At 57.7% G+C, this 21,219-nt stretch carries 21 protein-coding genes and 2 pseudogenes; 20 read left to right on the forward strand and 3 right to left on the reverse strand.

All coding sequences use genetic code 11. The features are described from left to right. The first annotated feature begins 13 nt into the window (after positions 1–13). From irrA to QCM77_RS17630, 7 genes are all read left to right on the forward strand, one after another. The gene (irrA, locus tag QCM77_RS17600; protein WP_279684354.1) at positions 14–490 is read left to right on the forward strand and encodes an iron response transcriptional regulator IrrA; all 477 of its coding nucleotides are present in this window, start codon (positions 14–16) and stop codon (positions 488–490) included. Positions 491–691: 201 nt separating this feature from the next. Continuing rightward, the gene (locus tag QCM77_RS17605) at positions 692–1,855 is read left to right on the forward strand and encodes an ABC transporter substrate-binding protein (RefSeq protein ID WP_279684355.1); all 1,164 of its coding nucleotides are present in this window, start codon (positions 692–694) and stop codon (positions 1,853–1,855) included. Between the two features lie 9 nt (positions 1,856–1,864). Continuing rightward, a complete protein-coding gene (locus QCM77_RS17610; protein WP_279684356.1) occupies positions 1,865–2,728 on the forward strand; it encodes a branched-chain amino acid ABC transporter permease in 864 nt (287 codons plus the stop codon). Continuing rightward, complete coding sequence (locus QCM77_RS17615) at positions 2,725–3,726, forward strand: branched-chain amino acid ABC transporter permease (protein ID WP_279684357.1); 1,002 nt, start codon at positions 2,725–2,727, stop codon at positions 3,724–3,726. The genes QCM77_RS17610 and QCM77_RS17615 overlap by 4 nt, the downstream gene beginning before the upstream one ends. Next, on the forward strand, positions 3,723–4,478 hold the full coding sequence (locus QCM77_RS17620; RefSeq protein ID WP_279684358.1) for an ABC transporter ATP-binding protein: 756 nt from the start codon (positions 3,723–3,725) through the stop codon (positions 4,476–4,478). The genes QCM77_RS17615 and QCM77_RS17620 overlap by 4 nt, the downstream gene beginning before the upstream one ends. After that, positions 4,471–5,199: an ABC transporter ATP-binding protein gene (locus QCM77_RS17625; protein WP_279684359.1), complete on the forward strand. Its 729-nt coding sequence runs from the start codon at positions 4,471–4,473 to the stop codon at positions 5,197–5,199. Before QCM77_RS17620 ends, QCM77_RS17625 begins: the two co-directional genes overlap by 8 nt. Positions 5,200–5,308: 109 nt before the next feature. Next, positions 5,309–6,475 (forward strand): cytochrome P450, encoded by a 1,167-nt coding sequence (locus tag QCM77_RS17630; protein WP_279684360.1) that lies wholly within the window; start codon positions 5,309–5,311, stop codon positions 6,473–6,475. 156 nt (positions 6,476–6,631) lie between these two features. Here QCM77_RS17630 and QCM77_RS17635 read toward each other — a convergent pair whose 3' ends face one another. Further along, positions 6,632–7,975: a Rieske 2Fe-2S domain-containing protein gene (locus tag QCM77_RS17635; RefSeq protein WP_347882384.1), complete on the reverse strand. Its 1,344-nt coding sequence runs from the start codon at positions 7,973–7,975 to the stop codon at positions 6,632–6,634. A gap of 113 nt (positions 7,976–8,088) precedes the next feature. Between QCM77_RS17635 and QCM77_RS17640 the strand changes: the two genes are divergently transcribed. Beyond that, positions 8,089–9,030: a PDR/VanB family oxidoreductase gene (locus QCM77_RS17640; RefSeq protein ID WP_279684361.1), complete on the forward strand. Its 942-nt coding sequence runs from the start codon at positions 8,089–8,091 to the stop codon at positions 9,028–9,030. A 68-nt stretch (positions 9,031–9,098) separates the two neighbouring features. Continuing rightward, entirely contained in the window at positions 9,099–9,896 is a 798-nt protein-coding gene (locus tag QCM77_RS17645; protein WP_279684362.1) for a hypothetical protein, read from the forward strand. A gap of 82 nt (positions 9,897–9,978) precedes the next feature. On the opposite strand, the gene QCM77_RS17650 is transcribed toward QCM77_RS17645, so the two are convergent. Beyond that, complete coding sequence (locus QCM77_RS17650; protein WP_279684363.1) at positions 9,979–10,368, reverse strand: RidA family protein; 390 nt, start codon at positions 10,366–10,368, stop codon at positions 9,979–9,981. 22 nt (positions 10,369–10,390) lie between these two features. After that, the gene (locus QCM77_RS17655; protein ID WP_279684364.1) at positions 10,391–11,392 is read right to left on the reverse strand and encodes an amidohydrolase family protein; all 1,002 of its coding nucleotides are present in this window, start codon (positions 11,390–11,392) and stop codon (positions 10,391–10,393) included. Between the two features lie 221 nt (positions 11,393–11,613). Between QCM77_RS17655 and QCM77_RS17660 the strand changes: the two genes are divergently transcribed. From QCM77_RS17660 to QCM77_RS17710, 11 genes and pseudogenes are all read left to right on the forward strand, one after another. Further along, positions 11,614–12,606, forward strand: coding sequence for a DODA-type extradiol aromatic ring-opening family dioxygenase (locus QCM77_RS17660; protein WP_279684365.1), 993 nt, complete (start codon positions 11,614–11,616; stop codon positions 12,604–12,606). 108 nt (positions 12,607–12,714) lie between these two features. After that, positions 12,715–14,022 carry a Rieske 2Fe-2S domain-containing protein gene (locus tag QCM77_RS17665; RefSeq protein WP_279684366.1) on the forward strand — a complete coding sequence of 436 codons (1,308 nt, stop codon included), beginning with the start codon at positions 12,715–12,717 and terminating at the stop codon, positions 14,020–14,022. Between the two features lie 78 nt (positions 14,023–14,100). Further along, complete coding sequence (locus QCM77_RS17670) at positions 14,101–15,039, forward strand: Rossmann-fold NAD(P)-binding domain-containing protein (RefSeq protein WP_279684367.1); 939 nt, start codon at positions 14,101–14,103, stop codon at positions 15,037–15,039. A gap of 209 nt (positions 15,040–15,248) precedes the next feature. Then, a complete protein-coding gene (locus tag QCM77_RS17675) occupies positions 15,249–15,578 on the forward strand; it encodes an ABC transporter permease subunit (protein WP_347882380.1) in 330 nt (109 codons plus the stop codon). Further along, positions 15,562–16,334 (forward strand): annotated as a pseudogene (locus tag QCM77_RS17680) (amino acid ABC transporter ATP-binding protein). The gene QCM77_RS17675 and the pseudogene QCM77_RS17680 overlap by 17 nt, the downstream one beginning before the upstream one ends. A gap of 120 nt (positions 16,335–16,454) precedes the next feature. Next, positions 16,455–16,820 carry a hypothetical protein gene (locus QCM77_RS17685; RefSeq protein WP_511337200.1) on the forward strand — a complete coding sequence of 122 codons (366 nt, stop codon included), beginning with the start codon at positions 16,455–16,457 and terminating at the stop codon, positions 16,818–16,820. A gap of 61 nt (positions 16,821–16,881) precedes the next feature. Further along, positions 16,882–17,196 carry a hypothetical protein gene (locus tag QCM77_RS17690; protein ID WP_279684370.1) on the forward strand — a complete coding sequence of 105 codons (315 nt, stop codon included), beginning with the start codon at positions 16,882–16,884 and terminating at the stop codon, positions 17,194–17,196. 31 nt (positions 17,197–17,227) lie between these two features. Then, the gene (locus QCM77_RS17695) at positions 17,228–18,154 is read left to right on the forward strand and encodes a LysR family transcriptional regulator (protein ID WP_279684371.1); all 927 of its coding nucleotides are present in this window, start codon (positions 17,228–17,230) and stop codon (positions 18,152–18,154) included. Between the two features lie 604 nt (positions 18,155–18,758). Beyond that, complete coding sequence (locus tag QCM77_RS17700) at positions 18,759–19,553, forward strand: aspartate/glutamate racemase family protein (protein ID WP_279684372.1); 795 nt, start codon at positions 18,759–18,761, stop codon at positions 19,551–19,553. A gap of 368 nt (positions 19,554–19,921) precedes the next feature. Beyond that, a pseudogene (locus tag QCM77_RS17705) lies at positions 19,922–19,984 on the forward strand (hypothetical protein); the annotation flags it as partial. Positions 19,985–20,019: 35 nt separating this feature from the next. Then, positions 20,020–21,219 carry a cytochrome P450 gene (locus tag QCM77_RS17710; protein ID WP_279684373.1) on the forward strand — a complete coding sequence of 400 codons (1,200 nt, stop codon included), beginning with the start codon at positions 20,020–20,022 and terminating at the stop codon, positions 21,217–21,219.

A 21,219-nucleotide genomic window follows, 5' to 3' on the forward strand; every position in this document is an offset into this window, starting at 1 on the left:
GATACGAATGCACATGGCCAGCGATGACACAACAATTGGATGGGCCGCGCGGGTGCGCGAGCGGCCGGCACAAGGCGGGTCCGACGCATCGCGGAAGATCAACGAAATCCTCCTATCCGCCAACTTGCGCCCGACCCGCCAGCGCTTGGCGCTCGCTGACTTGTTGTTTCGGAACGCAGAGCAACACGTGACCGCCGAAATGGTCTTCGAACAGGCGACGAAGGCGCGTATCGCGGTCTCGCTTGCGACCGTATACAATACGCTAAATCATCTGACACAAGCGGGCCTGCTGCGTTCCCTGAGTGTCGATGGCACGAAGACCTACTTCGATACGAATACAACAGCTCATCAGCATTTCTACATCGAACACACCCATGAGCTGGTTGACATTGATCACTCAGAACTGTCCGTCGCTCCGATATCCCAAATACCCGATGGGTACGAGATCGCGCGAATCGACACCCTCGTTCGTCTCCGGAAGAAAACTTAGTCCCTAACGCTTGCTCAGGGGCTCTGTTGATCGTGACGGGAGGTGATCCGTACATCAAGACGCACGGTTGTGTTGGACCAAATTGAGCGAGCTCGCCACCACACTGGCTCAGCTCTCGGCCGATCGAGGTCTCTTGCGCAGTTGATAAAACTGTCCGCATGGTCTATATTAAGTGGATAAGAACGATGAGGGGAGGGTGCCATGTTCAAAACGATCATGGTCGCATGCGCAATGCTGGGCATGGTGACGATCGCGCGCGCGGACGATCGCCCGGTGAAAATCGGATGGATCATGAGTTACACCGGGCCTGGCGCGAGCGCTGGCGCGATCACCGATGCCGCGATTGCCGCCTTTCAAAAGCAGAATGGTACCGTCGTCGCTGGACGCAAAGTGCAAATTATCCGGCGGGACACGACGGGGCCGGCCCCCGACGTCGCTCGCCGCATCGCACAAGAGCTGATCGTCGGCGAGAAAGTCGATTTCCTGGCCGGGATGGATTACACGGCGAACACGATGGCCGTGGCCCCCTTATCGACCTCCGCCAAAGTACCGCTGCTGATCGTCAATTCGGCCACGTCAGGAATACTTGCCAAACACCCATACGCGGTGCGCTTTGGATTCACGACCACCTCGGTGGCGAAAGAGATCGCGATTTACACTGCAAAGCAGGGGCTCAAGAACGTCTATACGTTCGTTCACGAGTTTGAGCCCGGCTTGGACGCCGAGGCAATGTTCATTCGAGAGTTCAAAGCCGTCGGTGGTACCATCGTCGGATCGGTGCGAGCACCCATGAAGACGACCGACTACTCTCCCTACATTCAGCGGATCAAGGATGCGAAGCCGGATGCAGTGTTTGTCTTCATGGCGGCAGGCGAGCTCCCCTCGATCTTTCTGCGGCAGTGCAAAGAAGCTGGCCTAGACCAGGCGACCAAGATCATTGGCACCGGCGATATCGTCGACGAACCCAATTTGCCGACGGCTGGCGATGCCGCGCTCGGCGTGATCACAGCGTTCCACTATACGCCAACCCACGACTCCGCTGTGAATCGGGAGTTTGCCGCTGTCTACTCCAGCGTGGCCCCTGACAAGTCGCTGAATTTCATGGCGGCAACGAGCTATGACGTGCTGCATGCGATCTACTCGGCGGTAGAGCAACAGAAGAGTGAGCTAGACCCCGACAAGACGATGGAGATCATCAAGCACTTGAAATTCGAGAGCCCGCGCGGTCCGATCGAGATCGACCCGGCCACGCGTGATATCGTGCAGACAATCTATTTTCGGAAAGTCGAGAAGCGTGATGGTAAACTCGTCAATGTCGAGTTCGCATCGGTGCCCGGGGTCAAGGATCCCGGGTCCGCGCGCTGACGCACGCTGATGCTCGGATTTGTCAACATCCTTGTCGCAGGCATTGCTTATGGGTTCGTTTTGTTCCTTATGGCGGGAGGATTGTCGATCACGCTTGGGCTCATGAATTTCGCGAACATGGCCCACGCGGCATTCGCGATGGTCGGAGGATATGCGGCCGCGCTTCTGATAGCCAAAGTGGGCGTTCCCTTCATCCCCGCCGTGATTGCGGCTGCTGTCATCGCCGCTCTCGTGGGCGCGTCGTTCGAGCGTGTCCTCTTCCATCGCTTCTACCGAGCGCCAGAGCTTGAGCAGGTTCTGATGACGATTGGAGTAGTCTATGTCGCGATTGCCGCAGCAACCTATTTGGTCGGTCCTGAGCAGATTGCGATATCCGTACCGGCCTGGCTCGAAGGCAATATTCGACTTGGCGCCGTCGAGATCAATAGCTATCGCGCCTTCTTGATACTGGTCGGCCTCGCGCTTCTGGCGGGAGTCGTTGGCCTCATCGAGCATACGACCTTTGGCGCGAAGATTCGTGCGGCTGTCGCCAATCGGCGAATGACCGCTTCCTGCGGCGTTGACGTCGACCGGCTTTACGCGGCGGCATTTGCGCTCGGCTCGGCCCTTGCGGGTCTTGGCGGAGCCTTGAGCGTCAAGCTGGTCGGGCTTGATCCGTATTTTCCAATCAAGTTTCTCACGGATTTGCTCATCGTCGTCAGCGTCGGCGGCCTGGGGTCTCTCGGCGGGACATTCCTTGCGGCGGTTCTGTTTGGCGCGGTGGATGTGGTGGGGAAGTATCTCTTGCCTGAAGCTGGAGGCTTCATCCTCTATGCGACGGCCCTCATCGTTCTGACAGTTCGACCGCAAGGGCTTGCGGGCCGACGACAATGACCGTCGTGGACATTGCCCTTGCGCGACAGGCGATCAGGGAGAGGGCGCGATGGCGCTCTCTTGAGATCGCGTTCTGGGTCGCCGCTGCATGCAGCTACTTCGTTTTTCCCACACATCTTGTGCTGCTGACTCAAATCATCATCAGCGGCTTGTTTGCGATGTCTCTCGACCTGTTGCTCGGCTACGGAGGCATTCCCTCCTTCGGCCACGCCGCCTTTTTTGGCCTGGGCGCCTACGCGGCAGGTCTACTGGCGGCGCACGGCTGGGGCGAGCCGCTGTCTGGGCTGCTCGTCGGGGGCGCGGTCGCGGGTGCAACAGGCTTGCTCTTTAGCATCGTCATTGCTCGCGTCCACGGAGCTGCGATGCTGATGGTCACAATGTGCGTAGGTCTGCTGGTCTACGAGGCCGCCAGCCGCATGCCTTGGCTGACCGGCGGCGATACCGGTCTTCAGGGAATCGATATGTGGCCTGTGCTGGGACGCTTCGAGTTCGACCTATTCGGAAAAACGGCATTCTGGTACGCCTATGCCATCGCCTTTGCGCTCTATCTCGCGGCCCGGCTGTACGTCGGCTCCCCGGAGGGCCTCGCTTTGGAAGGTATGCGCGAGAATCCGATCCGAATTGCCTCCCTCGCCATTTCCTCTGCGAAACGCAAGATGATCGCCTTCACGCTTTCAGCCACCGTGGCCGGCCTTGCTGGTGCGCTCCTTGCCCAGACCACGCAGATCGTGGCGTTGGAGACGCTCAGCTTCGACCGCTCCGTCTCCACGTTGATCATGCTGGTGGTGGGTGGTTTGGGTTCGCTGATCGGTGGATTCCTGGGAGCGGCGCTCTTTGTGTGGTTGCGCGATATCCTGTCGGCCCTCAATCCGGTCTACTGGATGTTCTGGCTCGGTTTGATCCTGATAGGTATGATGCTATCCGCACGAGGTGGGCTCGTCGGCGCAGTAGCTATACTGTCCAGGCGAATACGAGCCATGACCGGGACCGCAGCATGAACGGGCCCGCTCTCCATACGGCCGATCTGTGCAAGTCGTTCGGTGGCCTGACCGTCACCAACTGCGTGAATTTCAGCTTGGGCCGCGGCGCCAGGCACGCCTTGATCGGCCCGAATGGGGCTGGGAAAAGCTCGCTCGTTCATCTGCTCACCGGCTTTCTTCGACCGAGCGGCGGTCAGATATTCCTCAACGGCGCGAGAATCGACCAACTTCCGACCGAGAACCGGATTGCTCTTGGTCTGGGACGGACTTTCCAGGTCAATGCCCTGTTTCCCCGCCTCACACCGCTTGAATCACTTGTGCTCGCAGTGTGCCGCCGGTCGGGGCTGCTCGGACAGCCCCTGAGAGCGTTGTCCAGGTGTTCGCATGTCGTGGACGAAGCTCACGAGATCGCGACAAGGACGGGGCTTGCAGATGTCTGTCTCAAGCCAACCCGCGAGCTCCCCTATGGGCGGCAGCGCCTGCTGGAGATCGCACTCGCGCTTTCCGGGAAGCCCTCCGTGCTGTTGCTTGATGAGCCGGCGGCGGGCGTGCCCGCCTCGGAAAGCTATGAGGTCATGGAGGCCATAGAAGCGCTCCCCAATGACGTGTCCATCCTGTTCATCGAGCACGACATGGAGCTGGTATTTCGATTTGCCGAACGTATCACAGTCCTGGTCGCCGGTTCCATCCTGTGTGAGGGACCTCCGGAGGAGATAGCGCGAGATCCCGACGTTCAGCGGGTCTACCTGGGAGCCAAGGCTCATGGCTGACCTCCTGCTCGAGGTGCAAGGGCTTACGGTCGGCTACGGCGACGGTATTGTTTTGAGCGATATGTCTCTTTCCCTCGAGAGGGGAAGGTCCTTGGCCGTACTTGGGCGCAATGGAGTCGGCAAGAGCACCCTGATGCTGGCGATCGCGGGGCACTTGGCTCCCAGATCTGGCCACATCCTGCTGAGCGGCCAGTCGCTGAACCGGGTCCCGCCGTTTCAGAGGTGCCGACGCGGCATAGGCTGGGTACCGCAGGGGCGGGATGTATTTGCTCCCCTCACGGTCGAGGAGAACTTGCTCATTGCGGCGAGGAAGGGTCCGTGGACCATGCGCCGCGTCCATGACCTCTTTCCACGATTGCTGGAACGACGCCAAAACTATGCGGGCCAACTATCAGGAGGCGAGCAGCAAATGCTGGCGATCGCGCGGGCGCTGGTGACAAACCCCGCAGTCTTGCTTCTTGATGAGCCGCTGGAAGGTCTGGCGCCGGTGGTCGCGCAGGACGTGGCGCGCTGCATCACCGAAGTGGTGGAGAAAGAAGGAATGTCGGCCATTCTGGTCGAGCAGCACGCGGGCTTTGCTCTCGAACTCGCACACGAGGCTTTGATCATCGAACGCGGCAGGGTGGTACGCAGCGGAACGAGTGCACAGATCACGGCGGACCGCGATGCGCTTGAGCTCCATGTCGGAATGCGGAAGTCGACCAGCCGAAAAGCCGGCTGAAGCCGCGTCCTTTCCCAATCGGCTGCGCGAAGGAGACATAGCCTCTTGCGAAATATATAGTCCCATTGGTATATATAAGGAAAATGACGGCAAATTCAGGGAGCGCCCGATGGAATTTCACTTCGACCCGGATGACCCTGCTTTCATCAACGACCCCTATCCAATCTACAAGGTGCTCCGCGACGAACGTCCAGTCTATCGTCACCAGGAGAGCGGCTTCTATTTCGTCACCCGCTATGAGGATGTTGCCGCCATCCTACAGGACTATTCCACCTTCTCATCCTCGCGCGGAAACGCGATAACGGATTCACCGCTGAGGGTTGGCAAGACGCTTGGATCGACTGATCCGCCGCGGCACGATGAACTCCGACGCGTCGTGATGAAGGGTTTTACGCCGGCACGAATCTTGGAACGACAGCCGGCGATCGAGGCGCATGTCAAGCGCGTACTCGCCGAAGTGAAGGACCGCGGCGAGTGCGAGTTCATGTCTGAGGTTAGTCGGCCGATCCTCTACGGGGCTCTGGGGCGCATGCTTGGGCTCGAAGGACCACTAGCCGATCGAGCAGCCGAACTCAGCCGCGAGTTGTTTCATGCGGGGGGTGGTGCTCTCGGCCTCGCACTCCCGCCCGATCTGATGAAAGGAGTGTTCGACCTTCTGAGCGAGCAGCTGGATCGCCGAAAGCAGCGCCGGTCGGATGACCTCTTCTCACAACTTCTAGACGCTCAAGACAATGGGTCAGGCATGACCGACGACGAGATCCTCGGCAACATGTCGACGGTTCTCCTCGCTGGCAATGCCTCCGTTGGCCATTTTTTCTCGAATGTCATGTATGCGCTCTGGCGCAATCCGGATCAGCGTCGAAATTTGAATGCCGACCTCTCGAAAGTGGATGCGACAATCGAGGAGTGTGTGCGCTGGGACACTTCGACCCAGGCATTTGGCCGGCAGACACTGGGCGATGTTCGTATCCGAGACTCGATCATACCTGCCGACGGCCGCGTTGTTGTATGCTACGGGGCAGCCAACCGGGACGAACGGGCTATTCATGACCCTGATCGCTTCGATATCGACCGTCCTCGCGTGCGGCATTTCGGCTTTGGCTATGGTCCGCACATCTGTCTCGGCGCCAATACGGCCCGTAGCATGCTCAAGACGATTCTGCTGACGCTGCTTCCTGCGATCGGCGAGTATGATATCGACTTGAGCCGTTCAGAGCGCGTCAAGCATATGATGGTTCGCGGCTTCTATCGGCTTTCTCTGGCGTGGTCACACTGATGTACGGCTGAAGCCAGCGGCCGCCGTTAAGAAGCAACTCGAAAACCTTCGCGTGTGCAGTTAAGAAGGCAAGAAGTTCGATAGAAGTCCCGATCGAAGAGAGCAAGTCTGTCCCGGCGTGGCGGGACAGACTTCCAATTGAGCGAGGGCGACAGTCTAGATGATCAGACCAACGTCATTGGCGGAAAGCTCTCCCGGCCTGACCCTGCGCGCGCTTTCGCTCAGGTTCTTCCAGTCGGCGCCTGCCGGAGTCCGTATCGAACCTGACCGAACCATATCCAGCTCGACGCGATCGACATTGTCGGGGGCCCGGCCTTCGTCGCGGAGCTTTGTTGCCGCATTGATGAGTTGGCGGCGCACGGTCACGATCATCGCGTCAGATATGCTGAGGTGCTCCTTTGTGCGGTCGTAGATCGGTTCGTCCTGATCGTTGGTCATCAATTCGGTCATGGCGCGGTCCTGAAGATTTCCCGCGAACGGAATGCCGACGAACATCAGGTCCTGCTGCACTTTGAGGTCGCGGCCATAGTCGTTGGCCTTGTTGAGCTTCGTCATGAAGTAGGTGCGAGGATCGTTCGTGCGATCGATGTATCCGCCAACCTCTTCAAACATGTTCGCAAGCCAGGCCTTCGTCTCGTTTGGCATCGGTCCTTTTGGGAAGCCCTGGTGATGAATAAGCATCGAATGGTGGTCGTCGACCGGCACGTGCGAACGAAGCCCCACGCTGCCATCGCCCAAGGTGATCATGGTATGGAACGGAAAGATGAATTGATTGATCCGGTGCCACTCCTCGCCGTTCTGCAAAATGCGCTTGGCGCTGTAGTAAGCGCCATAAGGCGTTGTCTCCACATCGAGGATGGGCGGTCGACCGGTTGGATTCCAAAAGCCGCGCAGACCCTTCTCGGGCTTCGGGCTATCCTCGTGAAGACGGCGGTGGACCCAATCGAGGTGAGCGGAATCGAGGTCTCCCTCCAGGTTTTGGAGCCAGTTCGCCTCCTCCATCATGATGACGGGCGGATAGACCTGGTCTTCCGCCAATGCGTTGATCTCGAACTTGGGGAACGGAGGCGGCTCCTTTCGCGAACCCATATAGACCCACACCATGTGGTTGACCTCATGGCAGGGGTAAGCGCGCGCGTTGATGTTGGCGCAGAATTTCTCACGTCGTTCAGGCTGCTCGGTCGGCGTATCCAGGCACTTGCCAGTGATATCGTACTTCCAGCCGTGGTATGCGCAACGCAACCCGCCTTCCTCATTGCGCCCGAAGTAGAGGCTCGCGCCGCGATGCGGGCAGAATTCCTCGAGAACGCCCATCCGCCCTTCGCTGTCGCGGAACATCACCATTTTTTCGCCGAGCAGCATCATGCGCTTGGGCGGACAGTCAGGCGCCGGAAACTCGGATGATGGCAGTGCCGGAATCCAATATTGCCGCATCAATTCACCCATCGGGGTGCCTCGTCCGACGCGGCAGATCAGGTCGTTGTTCTCCCTCGATAGCATGTTTCCCTCCTCCAAAAATGGAATTTCATTTCGTATTTGTATCGTGTATATATCACCGCCAAGGCACGATGCCAATAAAAAGTCGATTGGGAGCGGGTGGAGACGAATAGGCCATGAAGGGCATTCCCGTACGGGTCAGCGAAATTCGACAAGAGACCGGGGTTACGCGGCGGATCGAGCTGCGGCCGGCCGGTGACGATCTTCCGGCGTTCGCAGCAGGGGCGCACATCGACATTCAGTTGCCGACCGGCATAACGCGCAGCTATTCGCTGCTGAACTCACAAGAGGACCGCGATCGGTATGTTGTCGGGGTGTATCTCGAGCCGAGCAGCCGGGGCGGGTCGCGCTACTTCCATGAGAACATCTCCATTGGCGACGAACTGCTGATCTCCAGTCCAAGGAACCTGTTTTCGCTGGACGAAGGTGCCGCCAAGTCAGTGCTGATAGGCGGCGGGATCGGCGTTACGCCGCTCCTGTCGATGGCCAATCGATTGTCTTCGTTGGGAAGGAGCTGGCGGCTCTACTATTGCTGTCGAAGCCGTCCGCTCGCCGCGTTTCGGGATGACCTCCAGGCCTATGGAGATCAGGTCACGATTCGGTATGACGATGAGAGCGATGGATTCCTCGATATCGAAGCGCAAATGAAGGTCATGCCGGGCGCGCACTTCTATTGTTGTGGCCCCAAGCCCATGCTGACGGCCTTTCAAGATGCCGCTCATGCCGCCGACTTGCCATGCGCCCAAGTTCACCTCGAGGACTTCAAGCCGACAGCGGATCTTCAGCTCCAGGGCGGCTTCACCATAGAGCTCGCGCGCAGCGGTCGCACTTTGGACGTACCCGCAGGAAAAACGATTCTGCAGGTCCTCCAGGAGGCCGAGGTTACCGCGACGTCGTCGTGCGAAGTCGGGATCTGTGGCGAATGTCAGACCGCGGTCCTCGAGGGAATTCCGGACCACAGGGACTCGGTGCTCAGCGATGCGGAGCGTGCAAGTAACAAGGCGATCATGATCTGCTGCTCCGGTAGCAAGACCGAGAAGCTCGTGCTCGACATCTGATCGTTCAATCAGAAGCGATTTCGCCGCCCGCGCACCGGGCTTTGTTGAAAGAGGATTGGGAGCTGACGATGACAGATGAACGTCTCTTTGCGGCAGACCTGTTTGCGCGAGCCTTGCGCTGCGGCGAAGCCTCGGCTGCACGCAGCGCAGCAAGGCATCTTTCACCGCAGGTGGTGTTTCGCCGCCGCGGCCGTGGCGTGAGCGGCAGTGAGGCCGTCGTCACCGAGCTGATCACGATTTCGCCGTTCTCGCCGGTTCTGGCAAAGGGCATCTGGTCGCCGGCCGAGCGAGCAGGAGACCGGGTCAGGATTGGCGCGGATTTCGGGACATTCGGCGCTGCGCCTCGGGAGTACAAGCTCCAATTTGAGTACGACGATCGAAACCTCGTCAGTGGCGTGGAGGAAAGCTTCTCGTTTCCGACGCAGCCAGAGCGCCAGAGCCGGATCCCTCCCTATATCCGCTCGATACTCAACTCTGCTCTTGCCGACGGTCGCCCCGTCGCTGTCGCCTACGTGACCGACCAGGGCAAGCCGTCGCTATCCTTGCGCGGAAGCGTTCAAGTGCTCGGCGACATGGAGCTTTGCGCCTGGATTCGGGATCCGAACGGCGGATTGGCGCGAATTGCCCGGGCCGCGGGTCCTGTCAGCCTTCTCTATCGAGACAGTACGACGCGCACGACGCTTGTCGTCGAAGCGACTGCCCGGATTGAGGATGATCCGGCAGCGCGTCAGCGCATCTATGAGCTCGTCCCGGAGGTCGAGCAGACGCACGATCCGGCGATGAACGGGACGGCGATTGTCTTCCGGGTCGAAAGAATCACCCGGACTCATCCTCTCGGACCGGTGCTCGTCGAAAGAGGGGCCTGATCGATCGATCGAGGGGCCTGCTCAGTCATTGCAGGCCCTCGACGCCTCGACAGGCGCAAAGCTGAATACAGTCATGTGACGGCTATTCCACGACAGCAGTCGCTTCGCACTGCACCAACATGTTGGCAGCCAAATGGTCATTGTGGATCGTTTGACGCGCCGGGCGCGAGGCAGGATCAGGAAACGCGATTTGCCAGTGCTTGTTGACCGCTTGGCGGCCCTCCGGGGTTTTGACAAACACAGTAATCTTGACGATCCGATCGATTGACGTTCCGGCCGCCTCCATGATGCGGGCCAGATTGAAGAACATCAACTCCGCTTGTTTGTCGATATCGTCTGGTATCTTGCCTGTCTTCGGATCAAGGCCGTAGACGCCCCCAGTCATCACGATATTGCCGACGCGAGACGCGGCGGGAATCGGTTGGGCGCCATGGCTGAACCCTTCGACTTCAATGCTTCGGCGTGATCGCATTTGTGGTCCTTTCCTTCACTGGTTATACGTCTAGCCGGGCGAACAGCCTGCGGACGTTGTTTTCGAAGATGCCCTTCTTGTCGTCGTCGCTGATTTCCGTGATTGACTCGATGACAGGCTTCAGATCGTCATAGGGGCGTCCGCTGACCGGATCGATGCCCCCGCCGCTGCCGGGCCTTTCGGTTCCGAACACGCAGCGATCCGCCCCGACGACTTCAAAGAGAAGCTCGAGAGATTTCTTGTGATGCAGGACGGTATCGAACCAGAATCGTTTCAGCGTCTGATCGAAGGTTTCGGTCTTCTTGCCGTCGGCCGCTGCCGCGAACATCTGACGATTCGATCTCCAGCGTCCGACTTGGTACGGAATCGAGCCGCCGCCATGGCTGACCAGCAGCTTCAGGGGCGGAAAACGCGTGAAGACGTCGGATCGCGCGATTGACGTGATCGCAAGACTTTCTTCCGTAATGAAGTGCTCGTCGTAGGTCTCCCGTCCACAACAGGCGCAACTGTGGATGTGCGCGGGAATGTCATGCTTACAGAGAAAATCGTACAGCGGATACCAGTAGGAGTCGCCAAGGGGAGGGGTCTTTCCGGCGCCTTCGGACGGATCTGGATTTAACAGTACGCCGAGGAAGCCAAGGTCATTCATGCAGCGCTTGATTTCGTCGAACATGGTCTCGACCGGCGCGCCCGTGGCCTGCGGCAACCCTCCAACTCCGCGAAATCGCTTTGGGTGCATCTTAACTGTACGCGCGATGAGATTGTTGTTGTCTTCGGTCCAGGTGACGATGTCTTCCCATCGAGTTTCGCCGTGAACAAGCATGAAAGGACGCGGCGACAAAACCTGTAGATCTGTGCCGACGCCGTCCATGACGGAGATGTTCTGGGCAGCTGATTTTTCCAGATCAGCATCGGCAATCTTTGCGGCATATTTTCCGTATTGGCCTCGTGCAACGAAGAGGTTTCCTCGATGAGCATAAAAGCTCGGCGGCGCGACGAGATGTGCGTGGGCGTCGATTATCACGTGGGTCGTCTCCTCTAGTTCTTTCATTTTTCAAACGCGAAAGCTGCCGCGCTTCGATATCGTTCGGGTGCTGCGGACGGATTGCCGTCGCGCGTCCATATTAAACAGTCCATATGGTATAGATAGAAATCCGAAGAGCAATTGGTTTTTCAATTTGCATCCACCAACTGATCATGCAAATATAGTCCATATGGACAAGATAACTTAGAGGGAGGGCCGGTATGGCCAAGATCGTGCTCAGCCTTGCTGCGTCGCACACTCCGATGCTTACACTCGAGGGTAAGCGATGGGCCGAACGTGCCGCCGAAGATCTGAAGAACAATGCACTGAACCTTTCGGACGGCAGGTTCGTGTCCTATGACCAGCTTGTGCAGGAGAATGGGGCTCCGTACGCGGCTGTGGCAAACGAGAAGAAGTTTCTGGAGATCGAGGCTGCATCACAAAAGGCTCTCGACCGTATGGCGGATCGGCTTGAGACCGCGGCGCCAGATGTGGTGATCATCGTCGGAGACGATCAGGCGGAACTTTTCTCACTGTCGAACATGCCGGCGATCTCGATCTTCTACGGTGAAGAGATTCTAACTCACGAACGTCACATTACGCCGCAAACGCCGGGTTGGGTCACTCCCGTCATGAAGGGATACGCGATGGACGCTGTCCATTCGTTTCCCGGGCATCCGAAGTTTGCGCTCGAAGTTATTCACGGATTGGTCGAGAGCGACGTCGATATCGGGGCGGCAGCCAAGGTCGACGACCCGCTTAAAGCCGGCTTCGGCCACGCCTATGGGTTCATTATCGAGCGCCTGTTCAAGGGTCGATCGATTCCCGTGGTCCCGGTACTCCTCAACACTTACTTTCCGCCGAATGCTCCTACCGCACGCCGCGCCTACGATGTCGGTCGGAAGATCGCCGCGGTCATCGAGGCCTCCAACACGGATCTAAGGGTCGCCGTGATCGCCAGCGGCGGATTGAGCCATTTTGTGGTGGATGAGAAGCTCGACCGAAGGATCCTCGCTGCGCTCAAGAGCAAGGACCGGGAGTCGCTGATCTCGCTGACGAGGGGCGAACTTAATTCTGGCTCCTCCGAGATATTGAACTGGCTCATGGTCGCGGGGATATCGGAGGCCCTCACCAATGATTGGTCCGAATACTATCCAGGATATCGGACTCCGGGAGGAACAGGCACTGGTATAGCTTTCGCGAGTTGGTCCTGAAGGTCCTTACGCGCTGAACAACCGTACTCGTCGAGACGCGAATGGCTGATCCTCGGGCCCTGGACGAGGGGGCAGAGGAGGCCGTTGAGTGACCGCAAGGATCTAGGAATGCTGAGCGCAGAAAAGAACCGGCAGCTGACCGAGGTGGGGCCTGGCACGCCGATGGGCGAGCTCCTTCGCCGATACTGGATGCCCATCGCGGGCGCATCCGAATTCGACACGATCGAGAGCAAGCCGGTTCGACTGTTGGGGGAGGACCTGGTCCTTTACAAGGACAGGAGCGGCACGTTTGGTCTGATCGACAGGCATTGCCCTCATCGCCGGGCGGACATGGCGTACGGTATGACTGAAGACTGCGGTCTGCGCTGCAGCTATCACGGATGGCAATTCGACCAGTCGGGCGCATGCGTTTCTCAGCCATTCGAAGACCTCGCGAACCCGCAATATCGGATGCGCGAAAAAATTCGCATCAAGGCTTATCCCGTGCAGATATTTGCTGGATTGGTCTGGGTGTATATGGGACCCCAACCCATCCCGCTCTTACCAAACTGGGAGCCCTTTTCCTGGAAAAATGGCTTCTCCCAGATCGTCATATCCGAAATTCCGTGCAACTGGTTCCAGTGTCAGGAAAATTCAATCGATCCTGTGCATTTCGAATGGATGCACGAGAATTGGGGTCAGCGGCTTCGCGGCGTGGAGGCTCCCTACGCGGCGGCCCATCTCAAACTCGAGTTCGAGGAATTCGAATACGGGTTCGTTTACAAGAGGATCAAGGATGACAGCGACGAAACTCATCCCCAATGGAAAGTAGGGCGCGTTTGTCTTTGGCCCAACGGCTTCTTCCTTGGCGAGCACTTCGAATGGCGGGTTCCAATCGATGATGCCAACACGTTGAGTATCACGTGGAAGTACACGCGCGTGCCGCGCGAGCAAGAGCCATACGTTCAGAAAACGATCCCTACCTGGCGAGGACCGATCTACGACGAGAACGGGCGCTGGATCACGAGCCATGTCATGAACCAGGACTTCCTGGCCTGGGTCGGGCAGGGCACGATAGCCGACCGAACTCAGGAGCATCTGGGAACCAGCGACAAGGGCATCGTCATGATCCGACGACGCTTTTTCGAAGAAATGGACCGGATTGCCGCAGGCGGCGAAGCAAAGGGCATCATTCGGGATCCCGCTCACAATCGGTGCGTCGAGCTTCCTGTCATGGAGCGAGATGCTCTGGTCAACGGTTACTCCAGGGCGGAGATACTCGCAGATCCTCGCAAGCGTCTGATGTCAACATCATACATCTTCCAGGCTGGCCAGCCGGAGGAGGTTCGGCATCAATTCGTCGAGGCGATGGGTCTCCCGCCGACCGATTTTGCTGGCCTTCCGCCGGCCAAAAAGGCCGCCGCGACCCAAAGTTGAGCACGCGCCTGCTGTTTGGAACAGGATAGTAAACGGTTCCCTCGAGACGTCCTTCGCACACCGCGTGGCAGGGTAGAAATGTCCCAAGGTCGAAAGCGCATCCCAAACAAGATCCTGATCTTTGGTGCAGCCGCGCATATTGGCGGTCCCCTTGCACGTTTCCTCCACCGCGAGGCGCCTCAAATTCAGCTGCGTCTCGCAACGAGCAATCCTGCCAAGCGCGAGGTTCTTCGCCGTGAGCACCCCTATGCGCAAATCGCAATGGCCAGCTACTTCGATCTTCCATCGCTCGAGAAAGCTGTCGACGGAATGGAAGGCATCTTCGTTTTGACGAAAAGTGGTACGGACGAGAAGGAGTCGATGACGAATCTCGTTGTGCTCCTAAAAAGAGCTAACAGAGCCGTCCAGATCTTGCGGCTTCTCGGCGTCCAGCCGGAAGCAAATCGCAGACGGATTCCCCTGTCGCTGCGCCGTCATGGTTTGGGTCTTCCGATTCAACACCCGATTGCGAAACAGATACTCGACGAGAGCGACTTGCCTGTCACCTATCTCAACATCGGGGCGACCTTCATGGACAACTTCTTTTGGATGAAGGAGGGGTTGCGACGCGACGGGAGGCTTATCTGGCCGGAGCGACTTATTCCGTATATCGATCCACGTGAGATTGCTGAGGTGGCTGGTCGCCTTTTCCTGTCGACAGATCATCGTCACGTCGGCCAATTCCACACATTAAATAACGGACACGACATTCTGAGGTTCGCGGAAGTTGCTGACCTCATGAGCGATTCCTTTCAGACAAAGATTGTTCATGACGGACAGAGAGAAAGCTTTTTCCGTGCCTATGCCGACCTCGGAGAGAATCGCTTGAGCTATCTTTGGGATTTCTTCCAATACGAACGGGAAAACGAAGTCGTTTGGGCACGAAATGACTTTGTTGAACGTGTGATTGGTCGTAAGCCGCTTATCCTGCGGAGTTGGCTCGAGGAGCACCGAGAGGAGCTGATTAGTAGCTACTGACGGCGCAGAAACGTCGGCAGGGTTTTCCTGAGTTTTTCACCAGTCTATAGGTGTCTTTGATATGGAAGAGACGTTGTTGTCCTAGGCACGATGCGTACCGCCATCGGGATCTCGCCACCCGGGTAGAGGTTCGATCGACTACCTCGTCGACGATTGCCATTCCCGTTTCAGCGAACGTTGCTGAAGTAGTACGGGGCGCGATTTTGTCAGTGCCCAAGGGTCAGTGGGAATCTTCCGAAAGCCTGGGCTTTTCGAGATGGCAGACCTTAAGCATGATTATTCTACCCCAGTGCATCAAGCGGATGATGGCTCCATGGATGAATACGTACGCTATCTTGGTGCTTTCTACGCCGATTGCCGCGGTGCTGGGCGTACATGAGGCGGTAGGCAATGCCCAGCAAGCCATGGAGGCCTTAGGCGCGCGCACAAGCCTGCTGGTGCCGTTCTATTCCTTCATTCTCCTTCTGTTTTTCTTCTTCATCTATCCGATATCAAGGCTGACTCTCTGGTTGGAGCGAAAATATGCCGTCTACGCCTGATGCGAGTGATGTATGGCCGCCCGATCAACCGATCGTTTCATTGCTCGACGTTCACAAATCGTTCGGTGACGTTGAAGTTCTGCGGGGGATCTCATTCGACGTCCACAGGCGCGACGCAATTTGTATCATAGGACCCTCAGGATCGGGAAAATCTACGCTCATCCGTTGTGTATTAATGGCTTGGCAAATATTCAGAGCGGTTCGATAAAAGTGGAGGGCCAGGAGGTCTCCGATCCTAACATCGACAAGCTCAAGCTACGAAGAAAAGTTGGTATAGTATTTCAGCAATACAATTTGTTTCCGCACAAGACGGCACTCCAGAACATCATGATGGCGCCCATTCACGTTCTGCGCGAGCCGAAGGAGGCTGTTCTCGATCGTGCTGTGAAGCTCATGAAGAAGGTGCGTTTAAATGGGCTTGAAAACCGTTACCTGGGTGAATTGTCTGGAGGACAGCAGCAACGCGTTGCCATCGCCCGTTCACTGGCCATGAACCCCAGCATCATGCTTTTCGATGAGGTAACCGCGGCTCTCGATCCGGAAACAGTCAAAGAGGTTCTCCGCACCATTCGCGAACTTACAGAAGAAGATATGACTTGTCTTTTGGTTACTCACGAGATGAGTTTTGCGAGGGAAGTAGCTGACCGCGTCTATTTCACGGATCGCGGTCTGATCGTGGAACACGGTGAACCGGCAGAATTCTTTAAAGCTGCGAAAGACCCGAGGACTCGCGCCTTTTTGGATCAAGTACTCTGAATAGATGTTGCCGTGATGATGATCGTCGCGTAGCCGGCGTCACAGCGCGCTAACTTCCCTCAGTAAATTCGAATGGTTCGTGGCTTGGTCGCACGGTCGGACGGCGGATTCCCACCTATCGTGAACACGGTCCAGAGCGAGGCGCTGACCTTCCATCGGATCGAGGGCATCAAGCCCGGCCACCCGCAGCAAAATCGCCGTCACGAACGCATGCACCTCACCCTCCAGCTGGAGACGACAAAACCTACGGCGCACACGTTCTCGAACAGCAGGCCAGGTTCGATGAATTCATCGAGTGCTACAATATACGAACGGTCGCATCAGACACTCAACATGCAAGTCCCGGCGCAACATTACCAATCCTCGCCACGGCAATATCACGGGTTGCCGGATCTCGACTATCCCTTCTACGAGAAAGCTGTCACCGTGACCACGTGCGGCTGCATCTGCTTCAACCGCAAGATGATCAAGGCAGGTCTTTGCTGACCACACCGTAGGCATCAACCAAACCAGAGCGAGCGCGGGCGTTCGGCCGGCGGAGATCTATATGTTCGATGAGGTCTTTACTTATCAGTCAACTCTCGCTGGCCCGATCATTACCGCGATTGGTAAAGGTACGGGGATTCAGACTGCCGCTGTCGCACCAGGGGTCTTATGGGTACCAGGTTGGACCTTCCTTGGAGCCACGTATGAAGCAGTTGTGGTTCAACCGTTTTCCATGATTAGCGTCGGCAGCCTGCTCATTATGCAGAGGAGTGGCAAGGGTCCTGTCTGTCGACTATTCAGAAGGACGTTAGGTTCTGAACCATGTATTCTGCGCACCCTGACAAATGGTGGAGCACATGAGGCGTTCGCCAAATGAGCAGGGCTCTTTTTTGCCCCGGAGGCCTTAAGTGGATCGCCTTACAGAATTGGAAATGTTTGTCCGTGCGGTCGAGCTTGGCAGTATCACGCGTGCAGCAGAGAAACTGGGCTTGTCGGATCCGACCGCTAGTCGCTGCCTCAGTTCGCTTGAGAAACGGCTTGGGTCGAGACTGTTAGAGAGAACGACGCGTCGTCTTTGGCTGACGGATGCTGGTCGGGCATACTATCAACGGTGCGTACAATTGTTGGCCGATCTCGCCGAGGCTGATGTACAGGCTGCCGACTCCACCAAACAGCCGTCCGGGGTAGTCTCGATAACCAGTTCACCTTCTTTTGGAATGATGCACCTAGCCCCCATAATTCCACAGTTTCAGCGGCTGTACCCTGGCATTTCCATCCATTTCATGGGGGCAAATCACTATCAGGATGTCATCGATCCCGGGGTCGATGTAGCCATACGAACACGGCCGTTCGAGCCGGATTCAAGCATAACGATTCGCAAGCTTGCGCGCGCGCGCTATCTCCCGGTTGCGTCTCCACAGTACCTGGCTGAGCACGGCACTCCGTCATCGCCAAAAGACCTGCAACGACATCCCACACTTCTATATGGGTTCTCTCGGGGCCCTCAAGCATTCTCTTTTTCGCGCGGTGATAGGAAAGAAGCGGTGCGATTGAATGCTGCTATGCTATCGACCGAAGGGCGCGTCCTTTGCGAAGCGGCTCTGGCCAACGGAGGCATCCTGATCCAACCGATGTATACGATCTACGAGGATGTGCGCGCGGGGCGTCTTGTCCCCGTTTTGAACGGTTGGAAGTTGGATCCGGTAGTTATCAATGTCGCATTCCATACGCGTAAGCACCAGCCAGCGCGAATTCGCGTCTTTGTGGATTTCATTCTCAAGCACTTCGCAGCGAATAAGTGCGAACAGAAGTGGATGCGCGAGCGCTTCGGCTGAGTCCGGAGCGAGCTGGGCGACGCGCAGTATCCCCTTCCTGGATTGAGGACGATCAAGTCCGTTCCAAAGAATGACCTGAGTGCGCGGCATTTGCCGCGGCGTATCGATCACGTCTCCATCAGGTGACGTTGTCTTCTCCGGCGGCCGACTTGAAAGGTTGCACATCCGTGCGACCGAGCGGTCTGTCCCGACATTCAGAGCAGCCGCGATGAGCTGGTGAATCTCGAGAGCCAAAGCCCAGCCGTTTCTGCACGGCATGCCCAGCGATGTTCCGCGATGCGCGATCGTCGGGGCCATGACCGGATCGATCGAACGTATCAATCACGATTATTCCATCGGGTGAAAGAGTTTCTTACGCCAGCGGCATTTGTTCTGGGCGGAAATTCGCATACCGATGACTCCAATACGAAACGTAATACGAACCGTCAGGGACGGAACATGGGCGATAGCATCGCGGCCATCGGTGCTTGGCAGCCTTTCTTGAAGGCATGTCCATCGCGGGATTCTTCGTTGATGTCGCATACCCGATGCGACGATGTTCCGTGCGAGTGCGCGTCGGACGGCGCCCAGCGTACCGGCGAGTGGGCGTGAAGCGAGCGACACGATGCGTATTTGGCACCAGTCCGTCACAGAACTCGATGCACTTCCTCACTACGCGGAATCGTTAAAGCGCCGCTTCGCAGCGGTCGCGGGACCGGGTGTTGAGGTGGTCCTCCATGGAGTGCCGATCGGGACCTACGGATCCTCCTCTCCTGCGCGGGCCCTCGAATATCCGCGCGAGCGAAACCGCGTTGCGAATGTCGTGCTTGCGCAGGTTGAGCGCGCCGAACTTGAGGGATTCGATGCCGTTATGATCGCTTCGTTTGCTGAGCCCGCGCTTCGCGAAGCCCGAGCGGCTCTCGATATTCCGGTCACATCGATGATGGAAAGTTGTCTCTTAGCCGGCTGTTCGGTTGCTCCGCTGATCGGCATTGTGACGATCTCTCCAGCTGGTGCGCGGATGCTGGCGGAAAGCGTGGACCGTCACAGGCTGAATGCGCGTCTCGTAGATATCGTCAGTCTTGCTCCGGCCTATGACGAATTCGATCTGCAGCGCGCCTTTGACGAGCCAAAGGGACTTAGAGCCGCCTTCGAGGCGGCCGCTCGCAAAGCGATTGATGCAGGAGCGGACGTCGTCATTCCGGGCGAAGGCGTGTTGAACGAATTCGTCGCGCACCTGGACATCCGGGAGTTGGATGGTGTCGCAGTGATGGATGCGACCGCTCTTACGCTGACCTACACGGAGATGCTCGTAGGAGCTTATCAGCGATCCATGCTGCGCACAGGACGACGATGGGGGTATCCCATGGTTCCGGCCAATCTCAGGCTTGCCCTCGACACTGCGCAGAAGACGCGATGAAACGTTGCCTTCCCTGCAAGGAACAGGCGGAACGTCATTTAAGAGCTTCACCACGGACACTAGGAAAAACACCATGACGAGACCTAATCTCAACAACCAACAACAAGTTCCTGCAATGTGGGATCGTTCCGGCCGCTCGATCGTATTCGTGCGGGTCTCATCGCTTCCTTCGTCGGCTCGGTCATGAATGAAGAGACCGCGGCTCGCACCGCGAGCGCTATTTGTGGGGCTATCGCAACGAGACGCAGAGGCGTCGAAGGTCCGATTGTTCGAGAGTCTCGCTCGCTTGCTTTGGGAGGTCTGTCGTTATGATCAAGATCAAGGTGGATTTTGACCGATGCGATGCCAATGGATCGTGCGCGGCGCTAATGCCGGATGTCTTCGAGATCGGGAGAGACGGTGCATTGAAGCTGCTGATGAATGAGGTCGACGAAGACCGCAAGGACGAGGTGGAGGAGGCGATCCTGTGCTGTCCGATGGGAGCGATCTCGCGCGCGTCGCGGGCGCTACCGGTCATGGAGCCTTTCTCGTCGGAGCCTCAGCGGCACGGGGGGGGGCGCTCGATGGCAAACCGCTGGCCTTCGGCTCGGCGGGGTATGTCGTGCTCAGTTACGCATTGGCGACGCGTGTGCTTCGCGACTCGCGGTTCAAAAATGCGGCCCTCAATCTCATGGAGAAGTTCGGCATCACCGCCGGCTCCGTGCACGAATTCCGTGCCCAGAGCATCCTCATGGCGGAAGGACCGCAACACATGCGGCTGAGAACACCCTTAGCCCGCTTCATGGGGCCCAATACCGTGGAGGAGATTAGGGGCGTTCTCAGGGACATCCTGAGCGACATCATGCACGATATCAGCGGGCAGGTACCATTCCATACTGCCGTCGCCGACCCGATTCCGGCCCGCATCTACTGTTATCTCGCCGGCGCCCCTGCGACCGACGCTCCGAAGGTTGCAAGCCTTTCCGCGCGCACTTTGTCGCTCCTCAGCCGAGACACACGCTTGGCCCCCGTGATCTTGAATGCGTACGACGAGCTCTTCGACTACTTGCGGAACCTGGTTGCCCGCAAGAAAGCGGATGGCCTCGGTAACGATATGCTTTCCTTTCTCATCAAGGAGCAGGAGGCGGGCAAACTCTCGCCGGAAGAGCTGTTGAACGACGCGACGGCCATGCTCGAGGCCAGTTCCGTGAACACCTCGCATCAGATCGGCCTCACTATATGGACTCTCCTGCGTAATCGTGAGGTCTGGTCCAAGCTCAAAGGCGATGAAACGCTAATCCCAGCGGCGGTCGTCGAAGCCACGAGACTCTTTCCGAGACCTGGCATCGTGAGCAAGATCGCTACGGAAAGCGTCGATCTGGACGGCGTCGTCATTTCTCAGGACACCGACGTTCACGTCGCTATCTGGTCGGCAAACCGTGATCCTGAGCGTTTCGAACGACCTGGCGAATTCGATTTGCAAAGGGAGAGAAATCAGCCGCTCACGTTCAGTACGGGTGCGCACGGATGCCTTGGCCAAAGCCTCGCTCGCGTAGAGATGGAGGAAGTCGTTCGTTATCTCGTGACGTTCTACCCGAACTCGGTCGTCGTCGATGAGGGGACGGAAGTCGCCCAGGTCGGCGGCCGGTGGCTGGTCAAGTCACTCACCGTCGATCTGCGACAGTGA

The sequence above is a fragment of the Bradyrhizobium nivariense genome, from assembly GCF_029846695.2.
GTDB lineage: Bacteria > Pseudomonadota > Alphaproteobacteria > Rhizobiales > Xanthobacteraceae > Bradyrhizobium.